General features: G+C 69.1%; 19 protein-coding genes and 1 riboswitch. Of the genes, 10 read left to right on the top strand and 9 right to left on the bottom strand.

What is annotated here, in order from left to right; all coding sequences use genetic code 11:
• Positions 1–8 precede the first annotated feature (8 nt).
• A complete protein-coding gene (locus NB3_RS00440) occupies positions 9–656 on the bottom strand; it encodes a hypothetical protein (RefSeq protein ID WP_067794687.1) in 648 nt (215 codons plus the stop codon).
• Positions 657–779: 123 nt separating this feature from the next.
• The gene (locus NB3_RS00435; protein WP_067794873.1) at positions 780–1,403 is read right to left on the bottom strand and encodes a carbonic anhydrase; all 624 of its coding nucleotides are present in this window, start codon (positions 1,401–1,403) and stop codon (positions 780–782) included.
• 88 nt (positions 1,404–1,491) lie between these two features.
• Between NB3_RS00435 and NB3_RS00430 the strand changes: the two genes are divergently transcribed.
• The gene (locus NB3_RS00430; RefSeq protein ID WP_067794684.1) at positions 1,492–2,412 is read left to right on the top strand and encodes an HhH-GPD family protein; all 921 of its coding nucleotides are present in this window, start codon (positions 1,492–1,494) and stop codon (positions 2,410–2,412) included.
• A gap of 47 nt (positions 2,413–2,459) precedes the next feature.
• Here NB3_RS00430 and NB3_RS00425 read toward each other — a convergent pair whose 3' ends face one another.
• Positions 2,460–3,206 carry an alpha/beta fold hydrolase gene (locus NB3_RS00425; protein ID WP_067794680.1) on the bottom strand — a complete coding sequence of 249 codons (747 nt, stop codon included), beginning with the start codon at positions 3,204–3,206 and terminating at the stop codon, positions 2,460–2,462.
• Between the two features lie 58 nt (positions 3,207–3,264).
• On the opposite strand from NB3_RS00425, the gene mhuD reads away from it, so the two are divergent.
• The 4 genes from mhuD to NB3_RS00405 all read left to right on the top strand — a co-directional run bounded on the left by mhuD (position 3,265) and on the right by NB3_RS00405 (position 5,352).
• On the top strand, positions 3,265–3,579 hold the full coding sequence (gene mhuD / locus NB3_RS00420; RefSeq protein ID WP_067794677.1) for a mycobilin-forming heme oxygenase MhuD: 315 nt from the start codon (positions 3,265–3,267) through the stop codon (positions 3,577–3,579).
• An 81-nt stretch (positions 3,580–3,660) separates the two neighbouring features.
• Positions 3,661–3,812, top strand: a riboswitch (cobalamin riboswitch).
• A gap of 30 nt (positions 3,813–3,842) precedes the next feature.
• A complete protein-coding gene (locus NB3_RS00415) occupies positions 3,843–4,037 on the top strand; it encodes a CbtB domain-containing protein (RefSeq protein WP_039794710.1) in 195 nt (64 codons plus the stop codon).
• Positions 4,028–4,834: a CbtA family protein gene (locus NB3_RS00410; RefSeq protein WP_067794674.1), complete on the top strand. Its 807-nt coding sequence runs from the start codon at positions 4,028–4,030 to the stop codon at positions 4,832–4,834. The genes NB3_RS00415 and NB3_RS00410 overlap by 10 nt, the downstream gene beginning before the upstream one ends.
• A gap of 35 nt (positions 4,835–4,869) precedes the next feature.
• On the top strand, positions 4,870–5,352 hold the full coding sequence (locus NB3_RS00405) for a hypothetical protein (protein WP_067794671.1): 483 nt from the start codon (positions 4,870–4,872) through the stop codon (positions 5,350–5,352).
• Positions 5,353–5,411: 59 nt separating this feature from the next.
• On the opposite strand, the gene NB3_RS00400 is transcribed toward NB3_RS00405, so the two are convergent.
• The 3 genes from NB3_RS00400 to NB3_RS00390 form a co-directional block, all read right to left on the bottom strand.
• The gene (locus NB3_RS00400) at positions 5,412–5,852 is read right to left on the bottom strand and encodes an OsmC family peroxiredoxin (protein WP_067794871.1); all 441 of its coding nucleotides are present in this window, start codon (positions 5,850–5,852) and stop codon (positions 5,412–5,414) included.
• Positions 5,853–6,017: 165 nt separating this feature from the next.
• Positions 6,018–6,338, bottom strand: a complete 321-nt coding sequence (locus tag NB3_RS00395) for a DMT family transporter (protein WP_067794669.1) — start codon at positions 6,336–6,338, stop codon at positions 6,018–6,020.
• Between the two features lies 1 nt (position 6,339).
• Complete coding sequence (locus NB3_RS00390) at positions 6,340–6,987, bottom strand: FMN-dependent NADH-azoreductase (protein WP_067794666.1); 648 nt, start codon at positions 6,985–6,987, stop codon at positions 6,340–6,342.
• Between the two features lie 110 nt (positions 6,988–7,097).
• Here NB3_RS00390 and NB3_RS00385 point away from each other — a divergent pair, with 110 nt between their 5' ends.
• Positions 7,098–7,742 (top strand): TetR/AcrR family transcriptional regulator, encoded by a 645-nt coding sequence (locus NB3_RS00385; protein ID WP_067794868.1) that lies wholly within the window; start codon positions 7,098–7,100, stop codon positions 7,740–7,742.
• Positions 7,743–7,774: 32 nt separating this feature from the next.
• On the opposite strand, the gene NB3_RS00380 is transcribed toward NB3_RS00385, so the two are convergent.
• Positions 7,775–8,638 carry an ABC transporter permease gene (locus tag NB3_RS00380; protein ID WP_307693123.1) on the bottom strand — a complete coding sequence of 288 codons (864 nt, stop codon included), beginning with the start codon at positions 8,636–8,638 and terminating at the stop codon, positions 7,775–7,777.
• Positions 8,635–9,537 (bottom strand): ABC transporter ATP-binding protein, encoded by a 903-nt coding sequence (locus tag NB3_RS00375; RefSeq protein ID WP_067794663.1) that lies wholly within the window; start codon positions 9,535–9,537, stop codon positions 8,635–8,637. Before NB3_RS00375 ends, NB3_RS00380 begins: the two co-directional genes overlap by 4 nt.
• Positions 9,538–9,754: 217 nt before the next feature.
• Here NB3_RS00375 and NB3_RS00370 point away from each other — a divergent pair, with 217 nt between their 5' ends.
• The 4 genes from NB3_RS00370 to NB3_RS00355 all read left to right on the top strand — a co-directional run bounded on the left by NB3_RS00370 (position 9,755) and on the right by NB3_RS00355 (position 13,452).
• Positions 9,755–11,191, top strand: coding sequence for a histidine kinase (locus NB3_RS00370; protein ID WP_067794660.1), 1,437 nt, complete (start codon positions 9,755–9,757; stop codon positions 11,189–11,191).
• Between the two features lie 34 nt (positions 11,192–11,225).
• Entirely contained in the window at positions 11,226–11,918 is a 693-nt protein-coding gene (locus NB3_RS00365) for a response regulator transcription factor (RefSeq protein WP_067794657.1), read from the top strand.
• Between the two features lie 433 nt (positions 11,919–12,351).
• Complete coding sequence (locus tag NB3_RS00360; protein WP_244891717.1) at positions 12,352–12,621, top strand: SHOCT domain-containing protein; 270 nt, start codon at positions 12,352–12,354, stop codon at positions 12,619–12,621.
• Between the two features lie 27 nt (positions 12,622–12,648).
• Positions 12,649–13,452 (top strand): LLM class flavin-dependent oxidoreductase, encoded by an 804-nt coding sequence (locus NB3_RS00355; RefSeq protein ID WP_067794651.1) that lies wholly within the window; start codon positions 12,649–12,651, stop codon positions 13,450–13,452.
• A 70-nt stretch (positions 13,453–13,522) separates the two neighbouring features.
• Here the strand turns inward: NB3_RS00355 and NB3_RS00350 are convergent, their stop codons facing one another.
• Positions 13,523–16,078, bottom strand: a complete 2,556-nt coding sequence (locus NB3_RS00350; protein ID WP_067794648.1) for an ATP-dependent Clp protease ATP-binding subunit — start codon at positions 16,076–16,078, stop codon at positions 13,523–13,525.
• Positions 16,079–16,111: the final 33 nt, after the last annotated feature.

The raw sequence follows: 16,111 nt of genomic DNA, 5'->3' as shown, positions 1-16,111 counted from the left end.
CTCCCCTCTCAAGCGATGTTGAACGGCTCGGCCATGCTGCGTACCGAACCCAGCTGCGCCACGACGCTGTAGGGCCCCGGCGGGACTTGGACGCGTTCGCCCGCGCAGTTGGGCTGGGACGTGGTGCCCGACCAGGTGACAGTGAACGCCGCCTGCTCACCGCGGCCCATCGTGCGGACGTCGGGCTGACCGTCCGGATAGCAGTCGGTGCTCGACCACAGACGCCGCTGTCCGTCGAGCGTGTGCACCGAGACCTGCTGGAGGCCGGAACCCATGTCGCGGGTGCACGCCACCGCCGAGATGTTGGTGATGACGATTCCGAACACCGGCTGCTCGCCCGTTTTGTAGGTGGGCTGCTCGACGGTCACCTTGATCGCCAGCGATTGGTCCGGGCACGGGCCTGCCGCGACGGTGGTGGCCGCCGCGGAGGACTTGGGCGCGCCGGACTGGCCCGACGGCTTGGCCGCCGCGTCGGCGGACTTGGTCACGGCCGAACTGGTTCCAGCGGCCGCGGTGTCACCGGGCGAGTCGCCGCCGCGAGCGACCGCGAGCACGACCCAGATCAGCAGCGCCAGGGCGACCACCAGGATTCCGATGGCGAACACGCGTCGACGCCAGTAGATCTCCGGTGGCAGCGGTCCATTCGGTTCCAGCACGTCTCAACGGTAAGGGCACCATCGGGCGCATCGTCTCAGGGGCACGGCGTGTCGGCCGCGTGCACCCGCGGGCGACGAGTACATTCCGCCGGCACGCCTGCCCCGGCGCGGGCGTGCCGCGGCTCAGACCACCTCGCCGATGTTGCCGACGACCCGGTGCAACTGCACCTTGCCCTCGGCCAGCTTGTAGGTCACGCAGGCGATGGCGAGTTCGCCGGTCGCGACCCGCTGCGAGATGATCATCGACCGCTGCATGAGCAGGCGGCTGGTCTCCACCACGTGCCTGGCCTCCATCTCGTCGACGGTGGACAGGCCCTCGCGGCGTCCGACCAGGATGGACGGCGCGACCCGCTCGACCACGCTGCGGATGAACCCGCCCGGCACCTCGCCGCCGTCGAGCGCGTCGATGGTGGCCTTCACGGCGCCGCAGCTGTCGTGGCCGAGCACTACGATGAGCGGCACGTTGAGCACCTGCACGCCGTACTCGATCGAGCCGAGCACCGAGCTGTCGACCACATGGCCCGCGGTGCGCACGACGAACATGTCGCCGAGGCCTTGGTCGAAGATCAACTCCGCGGCGACCCTGGAGTCGCCGCAGCCGAACAGGATCGCGTGCGGGTGCTGGCCACTGACGAGTTTGGCCCGGTCCGCGGCACCCTGGCTAGGATGCAGCAGCGCGCCGCTGACGAAGCGGTCGTTTCCTTCGCGCAGGGACTTCCAGGCACTGATCGGGTTGGAATCCGGCATACCGACCATTGTGCAGGACGGTTACGGTTACCAGCGAGTTCGGTCGGTTACGGGCGGGCAAATATCGCCTGGCGGCAGTAGTACGGGGATGGTGAGAACAGTGCGGAACGGCGCACCGAACGGCATCGACGCCGACACGTTGCTGGACTGGTACGAGCGGACCGCGCGCGATCTGCCGTGGCGCCGCCCCGGCGTCACCGCCTGGCAGATCCTGATGAGCGAGATCATGCTCCAGCAAACTCCCGTGGTCCGGGTCGAGCCGATCTGGCGGGAATGGGTGGCGCGCTGGCCGGTGCCTTCGGCGATGGCCGCCTCCTCGCAGGCGGAAGTGCTGCGCGCCTGGGGCAAGCTCGGCTATCCGCGCCGTGCGCTGCGGCTGCACGAGTGCGCCAGGGTGCTGGCGAGCGAGCACGGCGACGAGGTGCCCGCGGATGTGGAGGTGCTGCTCGGGCTGCCCGGCATCGGCGCGTACACCGCGCGCGCCGTCGCCTGTTTCGCGTACGGACAGCGCGTCCCTGTGGTGGACACGAACGTCCGCCGTGTGGTTGCCAGGGCCGTGCACGGGCGCGCGGAAGCGGGCAACCCCTCGTCGCGGGACCTGCCCGAGACCGAAGCGCTGCTGCCGCTGCGGATCGACCGCGCCGCGGTGTTCTCCGCCGCCCTCATGGAGCTCGGCGCGACCGTGTGCACGGCACGCACCCCCGATTGCTCGCGTTGCCCTTTGCCGAGTTGTGCGTGGGTCACCGCGGGACGGCCGGTGAGCGAGGTGGTGCGCCGCACGCAGAAATACGAGGGCACCGACCGCCAAGCGCGTGGCAGGCTGCTGGATGTCCTGCGGCACGCGAGCGGGCCGGTGGAGCGGGTGCGCTTGGATCTGGCCTGGACCCGCGACCCGGGCCAGCGCGACCGCGCGTTGGACTCACTGCTGGTGGACGGCTTGATCGAACAGACGCCCGACGGCTTGTTCGCGTTGGCGGGCGAGGGCGGGGCCGCCGCAGCCGACAGCTGACCGACCTGCCCGGCCTGCGCGAGACGCCGCGATCGATTCCGTGCCGCCTAGCCGCCGAGCACGCGCCGTAGAAAGCGCTCGACTTCCGCTCGGTAGCGCTCCGGCTGGTCGTCGTGCACGAGATGGCCTGCGCCAGGCACCAGGACGTGGTCGGCGCGCGGATGGGCGGCCGCCATCTGCCGCATCTGCCCCGGCGGGGTGATGCTGTGCTCGCCCTCCAGTAGCAGGGCGGGCACCCGCACCGCGTGCCAGTGCTGCCAGAAGTTCCGCGTCCCCCACTCCTCGGAGATATCCCGGAAAGTGGCGACCGAGCCGTGCAACCGGTATCCCTCCGGCCCGCGGTCGAAGGCGTTCAGGAAGTAGCGCCCCGCGACCGGCCCGAAGAACGACAGCACGGCCTCCTCGTCGGGGAACGGTTGCGGCCACGCCTCGATCATCGCCGCCCAGTGCGCCGCGGTGCGGCCGGTGAAATCCGGCGCGATGTCCTCGATCACCAGCGCCCGTACCCGGTCGGGGTGGGTCGCCGCGAATACCCAGCCGTGCAGCGCCCCCATCGAGTGCCCGATCACGACCATCGGCTCCTCGATCGCGGCGGTACCGGCGGCGAGGTCGGCGACGAAGGCCTCGGTCGTCAACTCCGCGGGAGCAGGCCTGCCGTGCCCGGCGGCGTCGAAGGTGTAGACGTGGCCGTGCTCGCGCAGCCAGTCCAGCTGTGCGCGCCAGGTGCGCGCGCTGCCCATCAGTCCGTGCAGCAGCAGGATCGGCGCGCCTGCTCCGCCTTCGTCGTGCAACATCGGTTCGACAATACGAGGCACCGAGCATCTGCTCGGCGGCAGCCGCTAGCTTGGACACATGGCTGTTGTGAAGATCAACGCGATCGAGGTTCCCGAGGGCGCGGGCCCCGAGTTGGAGAAGCGGTTCGCCCACCGCGCGCACGCGGTCGAGAACTCCCCCGGCTTCCTCGGCTTCCAGCTGTTGCGCCCGGTGGCCGGGGAGAAGCGGTATTTCGTTGTCACCCAGTGGGACTCGGAAGAGTCCTTCGCGGCGTGGCGGGACGGACCCGCGCGCGAGGCGCACGCGGGCGAGCGCCAGAAGCCGGTCTCCACGGGTGCGTCGCTGCTGGAGTTCGAGGTCGTGCTCGACGTGGACGCCAAGTCCGCGAACTGAGTCCGATGACCTACCGCCGGGCGGGCCCGCCTGCCCGGCGACTCGCCCGACGCCGTGGTACGCCCGTGCCGGACCCGGTTGACGCCGAGGGTGTGCGGGTGTCACAGTTCGAAGGACAAACGCGAGGGTGACGCGGTAATTCCGGTGCGAATCCGGAGCGGTCGCGCCACTGTGTTCCACGCACCGAGTCCGGTGCCGGAAAGCCAGACACCGGCACCGTCGCGCCACCACCCTAAGGGACGCGTATCCCAAGGAGGACTCGAATGGCCATCGCGCATTCACCCAGCCGGGCAACCGATTCCCTGGCCACCGTGCTCGTCACGGTCGGTGTCGTTCTTCTCGCACTGCTCACGCTGTACCTGGTCGGTTTCGATCAGGGCGTCATCTCGCGCAGCGGGATGTACCTGCACGAGCTGATGCACGACGGACGCCACCTGCTGGGGCTTCCGTGCCACTGATCGGCTCGCTCCGAACACTGCTGTTGCGCGGTCTGCTGGCCGGTCTGATCGCCGGACTGCTGGCCGCCACAGTGGGGTATTTCGTCGGCGAACCCAAAGTGGACGCCGCCATCGCCATCGAGGAAGCGCACAGCTCACACGCCGAATCGCCGGACGGGCACTCGCACGGCGAGCACGCCGAATCGACCGGTGGGCATTCCCACGGTGACGAGGAAGAACCGCTGGTGAGCCGCGGCGGCCAGAAGTTCGGACAGTTTCTCGCCCTCGGCTCGGCCGGTCTCGCCCTCGGCGCCATCTACGCCTCGGTCGCGCACTTCGCGCGGCGCTACACCACGCTGTCCGGGCCACGGCTCGCGCTGACGCTCGGTGTGGCCGGCTGGGCCGCGATCGTCGCGGTGCCGTTCTTCAAGTACCCGGCCAACCCCCCGGCGGTGGGCGACCCGGACACCATCAACGAGCGCACTGTGCTGTGGCTGGCCGCGGTTGTGCTCGGCATCGTCGCGGTCGGCGCGGCGGTGGCGGCGTTCACCGCGCTGCGCACCCAGCTGCCCACGTTCCGGCTGATCGGCGGCGTCGCGGCGTTCGTGCTGGTCACCGTGGTCGGCTACGTCTTGCTGCCCGGTGTGAACGAGGTGAGCGCGGATTTCCCGGCCACCCTGCTGTGGCAGTTCCGGGTGGCCTCGCTGGCCGAGACCGCGACTCTGTGGGCCTGCTTGGCGCTCGGCTTCGCCGCGCTCACCGAGTTCGCGACACGCACCGATACGCCGGTATCGGTAGCGCCCGCTACCGCGGGGTGATTCGCGTTCGGAAGCATTGAGGCAGTGTCGGTCCCATGACCGGCACTGCCTTTTCCGTCTGGCCCGCATCGCTGCGTGCCGCCCCTTCCGGACCGCCGCCCGCGGTCGGCGTCGCGTTCAACGCTCTGGTCGTAGCATTGGTCGCGGGTGCCGCCGAGGCGATCGCGCGGGCCGCCCGCGATTTCCCGACGGCCGACCCGACGAGCCTGGCGACCGGGTTGGGCCTGCGCATCGCGATCTATCTGCTGGTGCTGGCCGTCGCGGTGCGGATGACCCGCGGCGACCGCTGGGCCCGCCTGCTGATCACCGTCGGCATCGGCGTGTTCGGTCTGCTGTCCCTGATCATCGAGCCGCTCGCCGCGGCCATGTCCGCGAACGAATTCCGCGATCTCTTCCGGGACGCCTCACCCCTGGCCTTGCTGCTCGCGACGCTTCGCACCGTTCACGTCGTAGCCGTACTGATCGCCATCCCGGCTCTCTACACCCGCTCCGCCCGCCGATACTTCCGCGAACGCTGACTCCGCACACCGGTTTCGTGCCCCGCACCTGGGAGAGGGGCACGAAACCAGTGGGCGCGCTACGCGAGAGCGGCGTCGAGGGTGATGTGGTCGACGCCGGCGAGCGCCTTGCTGACGGGGCAGCCCGCCTTGGCGGCCTCGGCGGCGGCCTGGAACGCGTCGGCGTCGATGCCGGAGACGCGACCGCGGACGGTCAGCTCGATGCCGGTGATCCGGAAGCCGCCCGCCGGATCGGGGCCGAGGGTCACGTCGGCGGTGACGTCCAAGCTCTCCGGCGTGCCGCCCGCGTTGCCGATCTGCGCCGACAGCGCCATCGCGTAGCAGGACGAGTGCGCGGCAGCGATCAGCTCCTCCGGGCTGGTGGTGCCGTCGGCCTCCTCGGCGGAACGCTTGGGGAACGACACGTCGTACTTACCGACCCCGGAACTGGCCAGTTCGACCTGTCCCGAACCCTCCTGCAGGGTGCCGGTCCAGGCAGTACGCGCGGTACGTGTGGGCATCACGGTCCTTTCGCCGATGATCGTTTGACGATTCAGCACGAACCTACCCCGGCCGGCTCGCCCCGGCCCACCGGTTCGGCGATCGGGTCGACTTCGCGCGCCACGCGCCCACGTCGTGCGCTTCGCGCGGTAAACCCGCGGCGCGCCAGACGAATCCGCGTTGTCCTACTCCGGATTCGTGATCCGCGCCAGCACGATCCCGCCGAGGATCAGGGCGAGCGCCAGCAACCGCCCCGCACCGAGCGGGTCTTTGTGGACCACGATGCCGAGGGTGATCGCGCCGAGCGCGCCGATGCCGGTGAACACGGCGTAGGCGGTGCCCACCGGCAGGGTCTGCATGGCGCGCGACAGCAGGTACACGGCGGTGGCGCCGAGAACGAAACAAATCAGGGTCGGGACGAGCCTGGTGAAATTCTCGGTCGGTTTGATGCTCTGCGACCAGACGATCTCCACCAATCCGGCGGCGGCGAGGACCACCCAGTTCATGTCAGTACTCCCGGGCCAGGTCACGTGCGGTCGCCAGAGCGTGAGCGTGGGACCTGTCGTGCTCGGCGCGCAAGTGTGCCAATGCCGGGTCCTGGCGCGAGTTGGCCAACTCCGCGTGCACGAAAACGGTGTCGGACACCCCGAAATGGCCCGCGAAGAAATCACGCAAGAAGCGTTCTTGATAGTCATAGGCCGCTTTGGGAGCGCCGGGCGAATAGGCGCCGCCACGCGCGCTCGTCACGACGAACCGCCGGTGTCCCAGCGACATTCGCGGAAAGGTCACCTGGTCCAGCCAGGCTTTGAGCGAGGCCGGGATCGAGTAGTTGTACATCGGGGTGCCGATCAGGATCACGTCCGCCGCGAGCAGCTCGGCCAGCAGCGGCTCGACGACCTCCCACGCGGCGGCCTGTTCCGGAGTGCGCACCAATTCGCCGAGCCGTTCGGGATCCGTGCTCGGCAGGGCGAGCACGGCGTCGCACAGCTGGGTCCACGCCTCCCCGATGAAAGGCACCGGCTCCGCGGCGAGGTCACGGTAGTGATAGCGGCCGTCCGGATGCCGTACGCGCCACGTGTCCGCGAAAGCGGCGCTCAATTCCCGGCTGATCGACCGCGGCCGGGCGCTGGCGTCGAGGTGCAACAAGGTGCTCATGATCGAACCTCCGAATAACCGGACGAGATGTCCACTTCTTTCGACGGGCCAACCATACGACCAAAGTGGACACATTGTCCAGTTCCTTCGGAATCGGCTACAGTCACGGCATGGAACCCCGATCCGACCTGCTCGCCGGTCAAGGGCCGGGCCGGTCGGCGTCCGCGCCGGAACGCGCGGACGCCGCACGCAACCGCGCCAAAGTGCTCGCCGCCGCCGCGGAGTTGTTCGCCAACCGCGACCCGCGCACGGTGACGATGGACGACATCGCGAAAGCCGCCGGTGTCGGCCGCGGCACCCTCTATCGGCGTTATCCCGACACCCACTCGGTCGCGATGGCCCTGTTGGACGAACACGAGCGAACGTTGCAAGAGAAACTGCTCTCGGGCCCGCCGCCGCTGGGTCCCGGCGCTCCCGCCGCGCAGCGGCTGGCCGCGTTCTACGCCGCGATGGTCGAATTACTCGATGCCCACGCACATCTGGTGCTGGGCGCCGAAGTCGGCGGAGCCCGCTTCGCGACCGGCGCTTACGGATTCTGGTACGCGCACGTGCGAGGACTGTTGGTCGCGGCGGGAATTCGCGAACCGGACGCTCTGGTCGACCCGCTGCTCGCACCGCTGGCAGCGGAGGTCTACCGACAGCAACGGGAGCGCGGGCTGACCTCAGGACAGATCACCGACGCGCTGCGCGCGATCGCCGAAGCCGTTCTCGGGCCTCGGGTGATGTCCATGAACGACGAAACCGGCGGTGGATGACATCCACCGCCGGTTTCGCCACCCCTCGTCGTTCACACCAGATCGCGTCCGCGTATCAGCCAGATCGTGCCGACCGCGAACAGCATTAGATAGGCGGCCAGCACCACCAGCGATTCCGTTCGCGAAAGGACGTGCAGCACACCGGGCGTGGCGGGACCGTCGACGGTGCGCATCGCGCCCGCCAGCGACCCGGCCGCCGTGCCGGGCAGGTGATCGGTGACCACTTCGATCGGCGCGAAGATCCCGGCGACGCCGCGCAACAGGTTCTCCACCACCAGCACCCAGACCAGGCCGAGCCCCACCGCGAGCGCAGGCCCGCGGGCGATGGCGCCGATCAGCGCCCCCGCCAGTGTCCACATACCGAGAATGGCGACGCCGGTCAGGATTCCGAGCAGCGACCGATCCCATCCGGGCAACGTGAGCGCCTGAGACTGGGACGCCGCGATCAGCGCGGCGACTGCGATGTCGGCGACGAATGCCGCGCACACCAGCGCCACCACCACGGCCGTGAGACTCAGCACTACTGCGGCGACCGCCTGCACTCGCGAAGGCCCCTGGGTGAACACGGTTTTCCAGGTTCCCCAGCCGTATCCGCTGCCCACGGTCAGCGCGCCGAGGATAAGCATCAGCGCGCCGCCGAACATGGCCATACCTTGGGTGAACACTTCGGGCACCGCGGCGGGCAGCATCTGTTGCAGCAACACCTCGCGCGGCAATCCGTTGGACATCCGGCTGGATTCGCCGGAGGTATAGGCCAGATAGTTGAACAGATAGGCGAACGTGAGATTCAGCAGAATCCACGTTCCGAGGACGATCCAGAACGCGGGCCACTTGCGCAGCCGCAGCATCTCGGCCTTCGCGCTCGCGATCAGATCGCGGATCGCCATGCCCGTCATCGCGCGGCCTCCCAGCCCGTCATCTCGAAGAACACTTCCTCGAGGGACTTCCCGTCGACCCGCAGCTCCAGCAGATCCGCCCCCGCCGCCACGACCGCACGCGCCACCTCGGGCGCGGTGACGGTGTCCGACTCGATCCGGATGCCGTTCGCGGTCGGCAGCGCCGAGCCCGCACCGGCCAGCCGTCGCACCGCGGGCAGGGCCACCTCCAGCGGCTCGGCCCGCAGCAGCAGTGACGAGTTGCCGCGCAACTGCGCGACCGTCGCCTCGGTGCGCAGCCTGCCTTGCGAGATCACCCCGACCCGGTCGCAGATCGCCTGGACTTCGCTGAGCATGTGGCTGGACAACAGCACAGTGCGGCCCTCGGCGGCCGAAGTGGTGATCAGCTCACGCATTTCGGCCATCCCGGCGGGATCGAGGCCATTGGTCGGCTCGTCCAGAATGAGCAGATCGGGGTCGCCCAGTAGTGCCGCGCCGACGCCGAGACGCTGTTTCATGCCCAGCGAATAGGTGCGGTACTTGTCCTCGCCGCGGCCGGCCAGCCCGACTCGCTCCAGCGTGTCCTCGACCTCCGCCCGCCCGAGGCCGCGATATTCGGCGAGCACGCGCAGGTTGTCCCGGCCGGAGAGGTAGGGATAGAAGCCGGGTCCCTCGATGAGAACGCCGATCCGGCGCACCACAGCGGGATCACCGGGCCGATGCCCGGCGACGGTGGCCGTGCCCTCGCTCGGACGGATCAGCCCGGCCAGCATGCGCAGGGTGGTGGTCTTGCCCGCGCCGTTCGGGCCGAGGAAGCCGTAGATCTCGCCGGACGCGACGCTCATGTTCACGTCGTCGACAGCGGTGTGCTCCCCGTAGCGTTTGGTCAACCCTCGGGTGACCACGATCGAATCTGCCATGCATCGAGAATCCGCCGCGGGCCCGGCGCGGACATCCGTCGCCGGGCGACGATCGGCATACGTAACCGGAACGACGGCTCGGCCCGGATCGGCTGGTGCGGAGCTGCCGCAACCGTCTGCCGGCCGCCGAATCGGCGCAATTCACGCGAAATACGTTCCCAGGCGGACGTCGGATCACGACCGGGCCGCATAGGCTACGTGGGTGCGGGTGGCAGGGATGACAGATCGGAGTTCGGTCGGCTGGGATTGGGGCGTCGCGCTCGTCGTCGCCGCGGTTCAGTTGGTCGGAGGCACTTTCGCGAATATGCGGCAGACCGGAGTGCACTCCCTGGATGTGCTCGGCTACCTGCTGTTGCTGGCCGGCCCCGTGGCGCTGATCTGGCGGCGCGCGCAGCCGCTGCCCGTGCTGATCGTCGTCCTGGCCGTCTGCGTGGCGTTCTTCCTGCGCGGCTACGGGTACGGACCGATCTTCGTCTCGTTGGTCGTCGCCTTTCTGACCGCAGGCAGCAGCGGATCACGGTGGTGGACTTACCCTCTCGTTCCGCTCGGGTATCTGGCGCTGGTCTGGCCGCTGCCCGCACTGCTCGACCGCCCCGCGAACCTGTGGCAGGTGTTCGCCCTGATGGCGTGGCTGGCCGTGCTGCTGCTGGTGGCCGAGGGCATCCGGCAGCGCAAGGCCGTGCTCGTCGCGCGCGGGCAGCGCGCCGAGGCCGCGCGCAGGGACGAGGAAGCGCAGCGCGAGCGGCGGGCCAGCGAAGAGCGTCTCGCCATCGCCCGTGAGCTGCACGACGTGCTGGCGCACAGCCTGTCGATGATCAATGTGCAGTCCTCGGTGGCGCTGGAACTGCTCGACAAACGCCCCGAGCAGGCGGAGACGGCGCTCACGGCGATCAAGAACGCCAGCCGCGACGCCCTCGCCGAGGTGCACGCGCTCCTGCACACGATCCGGTCCGGAAGCGACTCCACGGCCCCCGGCGAACAATCGGCGACGGCCGACGCGGAGGCCGAGGAGACCGCCTCGACCGAGGCCGAGCCGCCGCCCGCCCCGCGCGCACCCGCGCCGAGCATCGGCGACTTGGACGAACTGTTGCAGCGCCCCCGCACCACCGGACTGACCGTCACCACCCGGGTGCTCGGCACTCCGCAGCAGTTGCCCAGCGTCATCGACGTGGCGGCGGCGCGCATCATCCAGGAGTCGCTGACCAACGTGCTGCGGCACGCGCCGGGCGCCGACGCCGCGGTGACCGTGCGCTACACCCCGGACTCGGTCGACATCACCGTCGACAACAGCCGCCCGACCAGCGCCCCGTCGCGCTCCGGCAACGGCGGCGGCAACGGCATCATCGGCATGCGCGAGCGCACCCACGCCCTCGGCGGCGCCCTCACCGCGGGCCCACGGCCCAGCGGCGGATTCCGGGTCGCGGCCCGGCTGCCCACACGAACACCCGAACCCGGCGCGTCCGGGGACCGGTCGGCACCGGAGTCGTCGGCGCCGAGCGGGGAGAAATCCGCGAGGCAGGGTGCGGGAACATCGCGCTCGGCGACTACAGGTTCCGGCACTACCAGCCCCAGCGAGACCGAATCCGACATCTCGGGCCTGCCCGCAGATAGCGCCGAACGACCGAGCACCCCGGCCGGCCGCACGCAGCCCTGACGGAATGAGTCGGCCCCACGGCACAGGAGACTCGATGCACCACCACGACGACGCGGTTCCGCCCGACGACATCCGGGTGCTGGTGGCCGATGATCAGGCGTTGGTGCGCGGCGGTTTCGTGGCGCTGCTGGACGCCCAAGACGGCATCGAGGTGGTCGGCGAGGCGGACAACGGCGAGCAGGCCGTGCGCATGACCCGCGGTCTGCGTCCCGACGTGGTGCTGATGGACATCCGCATGCCCGTCCTCGACGGCTTGGCCGCCACCCGCATGATCGCCGAGGACCCTTCGTTGACCGAGGTGCGCGTGGTAGTGCTGACCACCTTCGAACTCGACGAGTACGTCTTCGAGGCGCTGCGCTCCGGCGCGACCGGCTTCCTGGTCAAGCACACCGAGCCGGCCGATCTGGTTCGCGCCGTCCGCGTGGTCGCCGCCGGCGACTCGCTGCTGTCCCCCGGCGTGACCCGCACGCTGATCGCGGAATTCTCCGCGCGCGCGAAGACGCCGCCCCCGGCCACTCTCGCCGAGCTCACCGACCGCGAACGCGAGGTGATGGCGCTCGTCGCCGAAGGACTCACCAATGCGGAGATCGCCGAACGTCTCTATCTGAGCCCTGCGACCGCCCGCACCCATGTCAGCCGGATCCTCACCAAACTGCACGCCAGGGACCGCACCCAGCTCGTGGTCATGGCTTACGAATCCGGACTGGTCCGCCCCGGCTGGCAGTGAACCGCCGCTTTGGGTCCGATCGCCCTACCGGAGGAACCGGAACGAACCAGCGCGCGGCCCGCCGAAATGAGACCGTAGGGGGGCGACCCAGCGCGGGCAAACGACGTCGAATTCAGTGGTTCGCGATTGAACCATCGGTTTGTTCGTCACGCCACCAAGGCCAGGACCACCAGCGCACTACCGTGCCTCAGCTCTGAATACTCCTCCTCGCACGGCGCGGCAGCACAGTGCCGCAGAGTCTCCCCGCCTCCGATTTAGACTGGCAGCAATTTTTCAGCGAACTAGAATTTCCGCACCTGTTGATGTCTAGCAAATAACTGGTAAATCACTGCGGGCAGGCCTTTGCGCACTCCGCGCGTACGTCTCCAGGCGTATTCCGAGTGCCGACGCGCGACCGATGCCCCCAGCCTGCCTTCGAGCGCAGTCTTTCGTCATGAATATTTTCACTCGCCCCGAAGCTGTGGGTTTTCTGGCCGACCACTACGACGGCCGCTGGCAGCCGTGGCCGCTCTTCTGGATTTTCCCGCTGCTGTTCTGGCTGACCGTCGTCGTGGTGCTGCTCCTGGCCCGGAGGCGGTTCATCGGACCCGGCAGCGGTATCGGCGCGCTGCGCACTGCGTTCGCCCGCGGCGAGATCACCGAGGACCAGTACCGCGGCAGGCTCGCCGTCCTGACCGAACCGCGGCGCGGCGGCAAGCGCTGATGGTCCGCACGATCGGGAGATCCCACCATGAGCATGACCTTCGGCATCGTCCTCACTCCGCGTTCGGGAGCCGACTGGGCGCGCGCCGCGAGCGCCGCCGAACAGCAGGGCTACCGGACCATTCTGCTGCCGGACACCCGGTTCACCCCGTCCCCGTTCCCGGCTCTCGCCGCGGCGGCTGCCGTCACCACCACCGTCCGGCTGCGCCCGAACGTTCTCGCCGCACCGCTACGCACCCCCGCCGCGACGGTCAGGGAGACGGCGGCCCTGCAATTGCTGTCGGACGGGCGTTTCGAACTCGGGATCGGCTCCGGACGGCCCGGCGCCGCCGCCGAAGCGCAATGGCTCGGCGCGTCCTGGGGTTCGCCCGCGCAACGACGCGCGCGCCTGGTCGACACCATCGCCGCCGTACGCGCTGAAGTGAACCCCGCCCCGCCGGTCGTGGTCGCCGCCAACGGCCCCAAGATGCTGACGACCGCGGCGGGAGTCGCCGACCGCATCCTGCTGGCCGCGGGGCCCGCAGCCACCGAGGCGGAGCTGGCCGAACTGGTCCGCACCGCGCGGGAGGCCACCGACCGCACCCTGTGCTTCACCCATCAAGTGGTTGGCATCGGCCGACGGCTGCCGATCTGGACCGCGACAAAGCTCGGCTCGACCGCCGACGCCCTCACGGACGCGGGCGCGGCGGGGATGATTCCCGCGGAACCGTCCGCCGCCGCCGAAATCCTCGAGCGCCGCCGGGAGAAGTACGGCATCGACGAGGTCATCGTGCCCGGCGAACTCGCCGGGGACTTCGCACCGATCCTCGCCTATTTCGCCGAGCACTCCTGAGTTCGCGCCACCTCCGGAGAAATACGAAAAGCCCGTGCCCACTACTGGGCACGGGCTTTTCGGTTGCGACTTACTCGCCCGAGGCGGCCTCGGTGGAGCCTTCCGTCGCGCCGGTCAGCACGACTTCGGGCTTCTCCTCGCTCGCGGCCTTGGTCAGCTTCGCCTTACCGGTGAAGGTGAACTTGGCGTCCTCGCCGGAGCCCTCGCCGTCCCAGCCCTCGACGTCGACCTCGATGGTCTGGCCGGGGCCGATCTCGCCGAAGAGGATCTTCTCCGACAGCTGGTCCTCGATCTCGCGCTGGATGGTGCGGCGCAGCGGCCTGGCGCCGAGCACCGGGTCGAAGCCACGCTTGGCCAGCAGGTTCTTGGCGTTCGGGGTGAGCTCGATCGCCATGTCCTTGTTCTTCAGCTGCGTGGCGACGCGGCCGATCATCAGATCCACCATCTCGACGATCTGCTCGTTGGTGAGCTGGTGGAAGACGATCACGTCGTCGATGCGGTTGAGGAACTCCGGCCGGAAGTGCTTCTTCAGCTCGTCGTTGACCTTGAGCTTCATCCGCTCGTAGTTCGAGCCCTCGTTGTTCGACTGCGAGAAGCCCAGACCCACGGCCTTCGAGATGTCCGAGGTGCCGAGGTTCGAGGTGAAGATCAGCACCGTGTTCTTGAAGTCCACGGTCCGGCCCTGGCCGTCGGTCAGGCGACCGTCCTCGAGGACCTGCAACAGGGTGTTGTAGATCTCCTGGTGGGCCTTCTCGATCTCGTCGAACAGCACGACCGAGAACGGCTTGCGGCGCACCTTCTCGGTGAGCTGGCCGCCCTCTTCGTAGCCGACGTAACCCGGAGGGGCACCGAACAGCCGCGAAGCGGTGAAGCGGTCGTGGAACTCGCCCATGTCGATCTGGATGAGCGCGTCGTCGTCGCCGAACAGGAAGTTCGCCAGCGCCTTGGACAGCTCGGTCTTACCGACGCCGGACGGGCCGGCGAAGATGAACGAGCCGGACGGACGCTTCGGGTCCTTCAGGCCGGCACGGGTGCGGCGGATGGCCTTGGAGACCGCCTTGACCGCGTCCTCCTGGCCGATGATCCGCTTGTGCAGCTCGTCCTCCATGCGGAGCAGACGGGTGGTCTCCTCCTCGGTGAGCTTGAACACCGGGATACCGGTCCAGTTCGCCAGCACCTCGGCGATCTGCTCATCGTCGACCTCGGCCACGACGTCCAGGTCACCGGAACGCCACTGCTTCTCCCGCTCGGCCCGCTTGGCGACGAGCTGCTTCTCCTTGTCGCGCAGCCGCGCGGCCTTCTCGAAGTCCTGCGCGTCGATCGCGGACTCCTTCTCCCGGCGGGCCTCGGCGATCTTGTCGTCGAACTCGCGCAGGTCCGGCGGAGCGGTCATGCGACGGATGCGCATCCGCGCGCCCGCCTCGTCGATCAGGTCGATCGCCTTGTCCGGCAGGAACCGGTCGTTGATGTAGCGGTCGGCCAGCGTGGCCGCGGCCACCAGCGCGCCGTCGGTGATGGAGACCCGGTGGTGCGCCTCGTAGCGGTCGCGCAGACCCTTGAGGATGTTGATGGTGTGCTCGACGGTCGGCTCGCCCACCTGCACCGGCTGGAACCGGCGCTCCAGAGCGGCGTCCTTCTCGATGTACTTGCGGTACTCGTCGAGGGTGGTCGCGCCGATGGTCTGCAGCTCGCCGCGGGCCAGCTTCGGCTTCAGGATCGAGGCCGCGTCGATGGCGCCCTCGGCCGCGCCCGCACCGACCAGCGTGTGCAGCTCGTCGATGAACAGGATGATGTCGCCGCGGGTGTTGATCTCCTTGAGCACCTTCTTCAGGCGCTCTTCGAAGTCACCGCGGTAGCGGCTGCCTGCGACCAGGGAGCCCAGATCGAGGGTGTAGAGCTGCTTGTCCTTCAGCGTCTCGGGGACCTCGCCGTTGACGATGGCCTGCGCGAGCCCCTCGACGACGGCGGTCTTGCCGACGCCGGGCTCGCCGATCAGCACCGGGTTGTTCTTGGTGCGGCGGCTGAGCACCTGCATGACCCGCTCGATCTCCTTCGAGCGGCCGATGACCGGATCGAGCTTGCCCTCGAGCGCGGCCTGGGTCAGGTTGCGACCGAACTGATCGAGCACGAGCGAGGTGGACGGGGTGCCCGCCTCGCCGCGCGAGCCGGATTCGACCGGCTCCTTGCCCTGGTACCCGGACAGCAACTGGATGACCTGCTGGCGCACACGGTTGAGATCGGCGCCCAGCTTCACCAGCACCTGCGCCGCCACGCCCTCGCCCTCACGAATGAGGCCGAGCAGGATGTGCTCGGTGCCGATGTAGTTGTGACCCAGCTGCAGCGCTTCGCGAAGGCTCAGCTCCAGCACCTTCTTGGCGCGCGGGGTGAACGGGATGTGACCGGACGGGGCCTGCTGGCCCTGGCCGATGATCTCCTCCACCTGGCTGCGCACGCCTTCCAACGAAATGCCGAGCGACTCCAGCGACTTGGCCGCGACGCCCTCACCCTCGTGAATCAGCCCCAGCAGGATGTGCTCGGTGCCGATGTAGTTGTGGTTGAGCATCCGGGCCTCTTCCTGGGCCAGGACAACGACACGCCTCGCGCGGTCGGTGAACCTCTCGAACATCGCTCCCTCACTCTCCTGCTCCGACATTCTGGC

It is taken from the genome of Nocardia beijingensis NBRC 16342 (assembly GCF_001612785.1).
Taxonomy (GTDB): domain Bacteria; phylum Actinomycetota; class Actinomycetes; order Mycobacteriales; family Mycobacteriaceae; genus Nocardia; species Nocardia beijingensis.
Note: the sequence above shows the minus strand (reverse complement) of the source record. Positions and strands in the feature narration are given on the sequence as shown.